At 56.8% G+C, this 7950-nt stretch carries 7 protein-coding genes; 2 read left to right on the top strand and 5 right to left on the bottom strand.

Annotated elements, in window-relative coordinates; translation table 11 throughout:
• Positions 1–381 precede the first annotated feature (381 nt).
• Positions 382–1788, top strand: coding sequence for a sugar porter family MFS transporter (locus ACEQFP_RS16935; protein WP_035600441.1), 1407 nt, complete (start codon positions 382–384; stop codon positions 1786–1788).
• A 415-nt stretch (positions 1789–2203) separates the two neighbouring features.
• On the opposite strand, the gene pmbA is transcribed toward ACEQFP_RS16935, so the two are convergent.
• Complete coding sequence (gene pmbA, locus ACEQFP_RS16930) at positions 2204–3544, bottom strand: metalloprotease PmbA (protein ID WP_005296311.1); 1341 nt, start codon at positions 3542–3544, stop codon at positions 2204–2206.
• 330 nt (positions 3545–3874) lie between these two features.
• Positions 3875–4282 carry an H-NS family nucleoid-associated regulatory protein gene (locus tag ACEQFP_RS16925; RefSeq protein WP_005282191.1) on the bottom strand — a complete coding sequence of 136 codons (408 nt, stop codon included), beginning with the start codon at positions 4280–4282 and terminating at the stop codon, positions 3875–3877.
• A 513-nt stretch (positions 4283–4795) separates the two neighbouring features.
• Between ACEQFP_RS16925 and yjgA the strand changes: the two genes are divergently transcribed.
• A complete protein-coding gene (yjgA, locus tag ACEQFP_RS16920) occupies positions 4796–5350 on the top strand; it encodes a ribosome biogenesis factor YjgA (protein WP_005282196.1) in 555 nt (184 codons plus the stop codon).
• Positions 5351–5392: 42 nt separating this feature from the next.
• Here the strand turns inward: yjgA and ACEQFP_RS16915 are convergent, their stop codons facing one another.
• The 3 genes from ACEQFP_RS16915 to ACEQFP_RS16905 form a co-directional block, all read right to left on the bottom strand.
• Positions 5393–5671 (bottom strand): barstar family protein, encoded by a 279-nt coding sequence (locus ACEQFP_RS16915; RefSeq protein ID WP_005296307.1) that lies wholly within the window; start codon positions 5669–5671, stop codon positions 5393–5395.
• A 5-nt stretch (positions 5672–5676) separates the two neighbouring features.
• Positions 5677–6126 (bottom strand): ribonuclease domain-containing protein, encoded by a 450-nt coding sequence (locus tag ACEQFP_RS16910; RefSeq protein WP_035600438.1) that lies wholly within the window; start codon positions 6124–6126, stop codon positions 5677–5679.
• Between the two features lie 171 nt (positions 6127–6297).
• Positions 6298–7698 (bottom strand): GH1 family beta-glucosidase, encoded by a 1401-nt coding sequence (locus ACEQFP_RS16905; RefSeq protein ID WP_370550697.1) that lies wholly within the window; start codon positions 7696–7698, stop codon positions 6298–6300.
• Between the last annotated feature and the right edge of the window lie 252 nt (positions 7699–7950).

The following is a 7950-nucleotide window of genomic DNA, read 5'->3' as shown; positions in this document are numbered from 1 at the left end:
CTACCGTCTACCGTCTACCGTCTACCGTCTACCGTCTACCGTCTACCGTCTACCGTCTACCGTCTACCGTCTACCGTCTACCAGACCGAGTGTAATCGATTACACAAGTTACACAAACTAAGCATAAATTCATTATCTATCCCTATCATTCATCGGATAATTCGCTGATAAAAGCGACATATCCCGTCTCTAGAAAGATTGCTTACGCTAAATTACAACTAAAAACAGCGCATAGATTAACATCCCGCCAACATGCATCAGTACATTTTATTTAATACAAATGGTGTAAACGATTACATTTATGTGATCATGCGCACTTTATAAACAGCGGACAATTCTTACCATGGCGACATCAAAGAAATAGTCTTGTTGGGAGGCAGTATGAGTACTACCGTCAATACATCCGCCACACCCCATGCCCGCAGTAATGCCGGCATGACCTTCTTCGTCTGTTTCCTCGCCGCGCTGGCGGGGTTGTTGTTTGGCCTGGACATCGGGGTCATCGCCGGGGCGCTCCCCTTTATCACCGATACCTTCAGTATCACCAGCTCGCAGCAAGAGTGGGTGGTCAGCTCGATGATGTTCGGCGCCGCCGTCGGTGCCGTCGGCAGCGGTTGGATGAACCATGGCCTCGGCAGGAAATACAGCCTGATGATCGGGGCGATCCTGTTCGTCGCCGGCTCCTTGTTCTCCGCCTTCGCACCGAACGTCGAGATCCTGATCCTGTCGCGCATCCTATTAGGCCTGGCCGTCGGTATCGCCTCCTACACCGCGCCGATCTACCTGTCCGAGATCGCGCCGGAGCGTATTCGCGGCAGCATGATCTCGATGTATCAGCTGATGATCACCATCGGCATCCTCGGCGCCTACCTGTCCGATACCGCCTTCAGCTACAGCGGCTCCTGGCGCTGGATGCTGGGCGTCATCACCATCCCGGCCTTGGTATTACTGGTGGGGGTATTCTTCCTACCGGACAGCCCACGCTGGCTAGCCTCACGCGATCGTCACGATCAGGCGCGTCGCGTCTTAGAGAAGCTACGCGACAGCAGTAAACAGGCGCAGGACGAGCTGAATGAGATCCGTGAGAGTCTGAAACTGAAACAGAGTGGCTGGTCGCTATTCAAGCAGAACAGCAACTTCCGCCGGGCGGTCTATCTGGGGATCCTGTTGCAGGTCATGCAGCAATTCACCGGGATGAACGTCATCATGTATTACGCGCCGAAGATCTTCGATCTGGCGGGCTTCGCTAGCACCGAACAACAGATGTGGGGGACGGTGATCGTCGGTCTGGTCAACGTGCTGGCCACCTTTATCGCCATCGGCCTGGTCGATCGCTGGGGACGTAAGCCGACGCTGATCCTCGGCTTCATCGTCATGGCCATCGGCATGGGCACCCTGGGAACCATGATGAACATCGGCATCACCTCCAGCGTGACGCAGTACTTCGCCATCTTCATGCTGTTGATGTTTATCGTCGGTTTCGCCATGAGCGCCGGCCCACTGATCTGGGTGCTGTGTTCCGAAATCCAGCCGCTGAAAGGGCGTGACTTCGGTATCACCTGCTCAACCGCCACCAACTGGATCGCCAACATGATCGTCGGTGCCACCTTTCTGACCATGTTGAACAATCTGGGCAGCGCGCATACCTTCTGGGTCTATGCCGCACTGAACCTGATCTTTATCTTTATCACTCTGGCGCTGATCCCCGAAACCAAAAATATCTCGCTGGAGCACATCGAACGTAACCTGATGGCTGGCAAACCGCTGCGTAACATCGGTTCCCGCTAATCCTCTCCCCCTCACACCGCATGGCCTCGGTCATGCGGTTTTTTTGTCCCCTGAGCTGTCGCCAAGACCAACGTCTGCCGTGATCTCCCCGCACTCAGCGGCGAGCCTAAGGAGATCGCGTGGCTGCCGAGCGCATATGGCGTATCCGCTGGGCCGTGGTCGCTCAGCGTCTGGCGATGAAAATGGGCGCAGGAGATGATCGCGACGGGGAGCGATCGGCGCGGCAGAGAAGCGCCGCGTTAGCCAGTATGACGGACAGGAAACCGATAAGAGATAAGGAATACAGCACGCGAGGCATTAGCACGCCGCATCCTCGCGTTGGCCCGCACACTCAGCGGAGCCGTGCAGATCGTGCAGAGCAAGATGGAGGTCCAGCCCGCGGCATGGCCGCGGGCTGGACTGGTTTAGTGCGCCGTTACTCCCCGGCGATCTTCATGCTGTCGAGCAACACCGAACCACACTGAATGTTGCTGCGCGTCTCGATATCATCACCGATGGTGACCATGTTGGCCCACATGTCACGTAGATTCCCGGCGATGGTCACCTCACTCACCGGGTATTGGATCTCGCCATTCTCGACCCAGAAGCCGGAGGCGCCGCGCGAGTAGTCGCCGGTCACCGTACTCACCCCTTGCCCCATCAGTTCGGTCACCAAGAAGCCGCGGCCCATCTCGCGCACCATCTGCTGGAAGTCCAACCCACGCCCGGCGATGCGCCAGTTATGGATACCACCGGCATGACCGGTGCTGTGCAGCCCCAATTTACGCGCCGAATAGCTGGTCAACAGCCAGGTTTGCAGCACCCCATCCTGCACGATATGACGCGGCGTGGTGCGCACCCCCTCACTGTCGAAAGGCGTCGAGGCCAAGCCGCGCAGCAAATGCGGTTGCTCCTCGATAGTGAGCCACGCTGGCAGGATCTGCTGGCCAAGGCTATCGAGCAGGAAAGTGGACTTGCGGTATACGCTGCTGCCGCTGATGGCGCCGACCAAATGACCAAACAGCCCGGTCGCGACCTCGGCAGCGAACATCACCGGCGCCTGCATGGTCGGGAGACGACGCGGCGCTAAACGCGCCAAGGTGCGACGCGCACACTCCTCCCCGACCCACTGCGCCGAGCGCAGCTCGGCCATATCACGGGCGATGGTATAGGCATAGTCACGCTCCATATCACCCTCCTGCTCGGCGATGACACAGCTCGATAGGGAGTGACGGCTCGAACAGTAACTTTGCAACATACCGTGACTATTACCGAATACCCGGATGCCATAGTGGCTATTGAAGCTACCGCCCTCGGTGTTGCTGATGCGCGCATCGGCGGACAAGGCCACCCGCTCCGCCTCGGCGGCCAAGGCGATGGCGCGATCGGCATCTAACTCCGCCGGATGGAAGAGATCCAGATCCGGCGCCTCAAACGCCAGCAGCGCCGCCTCTGCCGGCCCGGCATAGGGGTCAGGCGAGGTATAACGCGCGATATCTAACGCCGCCTGCACCGTGCGGGCGATGGCCTGGGGGCTGAGATCGGTGGAGGAGGCGCTCCCCTTACGTTGCTGGTGATACACGGTGATCCCCAGTGCGCCATCGCTGTTAAACTCCACATTCTCCACTTCACCAAAACGGGTGCTGACGCTGATGCCGGTGGTACGCGTCACCGCAACCTCCGCCGCCTCCGCACCGGCCTGCGCCAGCGTCAACGCCTGCGCCACGGCCTCTTCCAGCGCCTTGCGCTGCTCTGCTACCTGATTGATGACTTTCATTAATCCGCCATGATTGCAAAACGGTTAAACCGGCCGGCCAACAGCCGACGGCTATGACAACAGGCCAGGGCCTGAGTGATGCTATGAGTGTAACAGGAAGCGCGGCGAATTTCGTTGCCGCTGCATGCTCGGCGCACAGGTTGCGTGCCTTGCCAAGCGGAGAGACGATCGTAGGAAATAACCGGAGAAGCGCGCCGCGACGCTGAACAAAATAACGGGAGTAAGGTAAAGCGATAGCGCGAGGAGAAGATTAACGAGAACGCCCCAATAATTGGGGCGTTACACTTAGCGCGGCACGTTATGTGCCAAGCTCAATCTGCAAGCGACAGATTATTTAATCAGGAAATCATCCAGGGATTTACCCGCTTCGATTTCCTGCTTAATCATTTTCGGCATGCGGCCCTGACCGGTCCACTGCTGAATTTCACCCTGCTCATCCAGATACTCATATTTAGCCGGGCGCGGTGCGCGCTTTGTCTTCACCTTACGCTCGGAGACTTTTTCCATCGCCAGTAAGTCATCCAGCGAGATCCCTTCGGCCAGCAACATCTCACGATAAGCATGCAGCTTTTCTTCGCGCTCGTGACGAACTTTCTCGGCCTGTTCGATCTCTTCACGGCGCTCGCTGACCACGGTGCGCAGCTTATCCAGCATCTCTTCCAACGCGCTGAGTTGCGTTTCACGCGCATAAGCACGCAGCGTACGAATATTATTCAGGGACTTCAGCAAATCTGACATAACCAACCTATATTAATTTAGACCGCGGCATTATAGTTATATAATCTTTTGAGTCAAAACCTATGACGGATTAATTTCCCCGCGCACACGCTGTGCCGCCGCAGCACTGTATGTTTTTCAGTCTAATGAAAAGTTTGAAAATACATAATGGGTCAATAATTATATATCAACTCGGCGTTAATGATTTGCCAATAAGAGAGAGTTAGACATTATTAATCAGAACATTAAATTTGATCTGAGGGCGACATTCCCCCCGCTTAGCCTGATTACAGACAAACCGTAAGGTCTATTTGACTACAGCCGCAGGCCATCCTCTTCTTCTATGCTTCCCCTCTCCTTCATCTCTCTGGCGGAACATTCCCTGCCGCAAGCACGGTGCTAGGTATATACTGCTGAACAGGCGCACAGCAACGAGGAAGGTGTAGCATCATGCCACGCCGATCCTCGCCGAGAATTGCGCGACACACGCAGCGACACCTGTTAGGATGTGCGCCATTTTTTAAGGAAACTGCCATGCATAAACATCCAGACGAAGAGTGGCTGGACGAGATCCCCGGCCAGGAAGAAAACGACGATGATGACGAGATCATCTGGGTCAGCAAAAGCGAAATCAAACGCGATGCCGAAGCCCTAAAGGACCTGGGCGCCGAACTGGTCGATCTCGGGAAAAATGCCTTGGATCGCATTCCGCTGGATGAAGATCTGCGCGCCGCGATCGAGCTGGCCCAACGCATCAAGAAAGAGGGGCGTCGTCGCCAACTACAGTTGATCGGCAAACTGCTGCGTCAACGCGACCCCGAACCGATTCAGACCGCGTTGGATAAGCTGAAGAACCGCCACAACCAGCAAGTCGCCCTGTTCCATAAACTGGAACAACTGCGCGACCGTTTGATTGACGACGGCGACCTGGCGATCACCGAGGTGATTAACCTCTATCCGCAGGCCGATCGCCAGCAACTACGCGCCTTGATCCGTAACGCGAAGAAGGAGCGTGAGGGAAACAAGCCACCGAAATCGGCACGCCAAATCTTCCAGTATCTGCGCGTTCTGGCCGAAGAGAACGAGTAATGATAGACACGCCCGCCGGCCAGTTGGTCGGCGGTAGCGTACTCAGGCCGCCTTATCGTAAGTATTAAAGCGTAACTCGCCCTCTAACTCCGCCTCCGCCGCCTCAAACAGCAGCACCAGCGCAGCAAAACGCCGCTTCTTGCCAGCATCGAAGTTGATAAAGTCGATCTCCAACGGCATCGCGATATCGCCAGTCACCACATCCCATAACGCGTCAAGATTGGCGCCGAACGCCGACGACAAGGCGAAGACATGCGAGAATTGGCGATAGAAGGCCGCTAAATCGGTTATCTGGTTAAAATCAAATTGGACTTTTTGCATAGCGATCACTCCATACGGATAAAGTGTCGATAGTGATCACGGGTGACATAGATCAGACCGTCATTGGAATATAACACGCGATCCGCCTGGCGGCGGCCACAGCGATAATTCACATCCGCCTCACGCCAGATGCGATCCGCCTGTTGGGGTAGACGCCCCTCACGGTTGGCGAAGCGATCGCCACCGATGGCGCGCCCAGGCAAGACCTGGCACAGGTTACCTTTAGCCGGATCCCAACCGGCGGCACGCGCCTGGCGCTTGGTAATATAGTAATCCGGTAGCTGCCGATGCGCCTGCAGATAGGCCACCACTCGCTCCTGACGCGTCAGTTGGCTGATCGAAGCCTGCGCCGCCGGATTATTCTGTGCCGCGCCAGGCCCCCACCACAGCGCACCCGCCGCCAATAGCGCCAAGGGCAGAAACAGGCCAACGAGACGCCTAAACCGTTTGTTCATCGTTATCGCTACATCACGCCTAACGGCGGTAATCGTTCGCCAATTATCCGCCAGACAGCCGCCTCATGGCGGCACCCTGCCTTCATCATAAACGCTGACGCGGGAAAAACCAGCCATATGGCGAAGATAAGCAGGCGGCGGGCCGTCAGCCAGACCGCCCAGCAGAGCGAATTAGCGCTCGGCGCCGTTGCTGCGGATCACTTGCTGATACCAGTAAAAGCTACGCTTCTTACGCCGGGCCAGATCCTGCTGACGATCGACATAGACGAAGCCATACTGCTTCTGATAGCCATTCAGCCATGAGAGCAGATCGATAAACGACCAGGGATAGTAGCCACGAACATCAGCCCCCTCGGCGATGGCCTGCTCCAGCGCCGCGATATGGTCGCGTAAATAGTCGATACGCGCCTGATCGGCGATCTCGCCCGCGACGATCGGATCCTTGGCGCCGAGGCCATTTTCGGTGATGTAGATAGGGATCTCGCCATAACGCCGACGAATACGGGCGATCGCCTCCGTCAGCCCCTGCGGATAGATCTCCCAATCCCAATCGGAATAAACGCCGTCAGGATTACGCACGATCTTAAATAATCCCTTAAAGCCCATTCCCCCGCTGCTCCCCTTCTCACCGCTGGTATTGAGATCGAAGCCTTGAATCTCCTCGTTAGCGGCGATCATCTCGCGTTTGTAGTAGTTCAGCCCGATAAAATCGACGATATTCTCCCGTAGCAGCTCGGCATCGCCTGGCGCGAACTGCGGCACGCCGAAAGCCTGCTGGGCCATCGCCAACAGCTCCACCGGATACTCCCCCTTCAGCACCGGATCGAACAGCCAGTGGGTGTAAATCCCCTCGGCCAACGCACAGGCACGCAGATCCTCTGGCCGTTGGCTGATGGGATCGTTGGGTTGCATCACATTGACGAAGCCGATCTGGCCGGCGACCCCCGACTCGCGGAAGCTTTTCACCGCTCGCGCGTTAGCCAGGAACACATGATGGCACGCCTGAATAGCGGTTTTAGTCTCTTTCAGCGCGGGAGGATGCTGACCGGTAACGTAGCCCATACCGATAAAGACGATGGTCTCGTTAAAGGTCGACCAGAGATCGACGCGATCGCCGAAGCGGGCATAACACAGACGCGCATACTCGTCGAAGGCATCGACAATGCGCCGATCCGCCCAACCACCGAAACGATCCTGTAGCGCCTGCGGTAGATCCCAGTGGTACAGGGTGATCATCGGCCGGATGTTATGTTGCAACAGCGTATCGATCAGCTGGTTGTAGAAGGCGACACCCGCCTCGTTGACGCGTCCGGTTCCTTCCGGCAGCAGGCGCGGCCAAGAGAGAGAGAAGCGGTACGAGGTCATTCCTAGCTCGGCCATCAACGCCACATCCTCTCGAAAACGATGATAGTGATCGGCGGCCACATCCCCATTGCTCCCCTGATAGGTCGTTCCGGGTTGATGGGCATAGACATCCCATATCGAAAGCCCCTTGCCATCAACATCGTGTGCCCCCTCCACCTGGTAAGCCGCCGTCGCCGCCCCCCATAAGAAATCTGCTGGAAATCCCATCGCCACTCACCCTTCGCTACTACGCTCCACACGCCGCCAAACGGCGCACCATAGCGTCAGTATACGCGCTGAGAAAAAATAACTGCAATCGGTTTCTGAAACCGGTTTCCATCATAAGGGAGAGTTCAGCCGAGTGGCGATATATCGGGCCGATCGATAGCCTAACGCGCGAAAAGCAGAGGCAGAGGCAGAGGCAGAGGCAGAGGCAGAGGCAGAGGCAGAGGCAGAGGCAGAGGCAGAGGCAGAGGCAGA

The organism is Edwardsiella sp. A.80236, from assembly GCF_044540725.1.
Classification (GTDB): domain Bacteria; phylum Pseudomonadota; class Gammaproteobacteria; order Enterobacterales; family Enterobacteriaceae; genus Edwardsiella; species Edwardsiella tarda.
Note: the sequence above shows the minus strand (reverse complement) of the source record. Positions and strands in the feature narration are given on the sequence as shown.

What these genes read in the sequence shown, in the direction of transcription:
- ACEQFP_RS16935 (WP_035600441.1), top strand. Translation starts at nt 382, where the DNA reads ATGAGTACTACCGTCAATACATCCGCCACACCCCATGCCCGCAGTAAT.
- pmbA (WP_005296311.1), bottom strand. Translation starts at nt 3,544, where the DNA reads ATGAAAGTCATCAATCAGGTAGCAGAGCAGCGCAAGGCGCTGGAAGAG.
- ACEQFP_RS16925 (WP_005282191.1), bottom strand. Translation starts at nt 4,282, where the DNA reads ATGTCAGATTTGCTGAAGTCCCTGAATAATATTCGTACGCTGCGTGCT.
- yjgA (WP_005282196.1), top strand. Translation starts at nt 4,796, where the DNA reads ATGCATAAACATCCAGACGAAGAGTGGCTGGACGAGATCCCCGGCCAG.
- ACEQFP_RS16915 (WP_005296307.1), bottom strand. Translation starts at nt 5,671, where the DNA reads ATGCAAAAAGTCCAATTTGATTTTAACCAGATAACCGATTTAGCGGCC.
- ACEQFP_RS16910 (WP_035600438.1), bottom strand. Translation starts at nt 6,126, where the DNA reads ATGAACAAACGGTTTAGGCGTCTCGTTGGCCTGTTTCTGCCCTTGGCG.
- ACEQFP_RS16905 (WP_370550697.1), bottom strand. Translation starts at nt 7,698, where the DNA reads ATGGGATTTCCAGCAGATTTCTTATGGGGGGCGGCGACGGCGGCTTAC.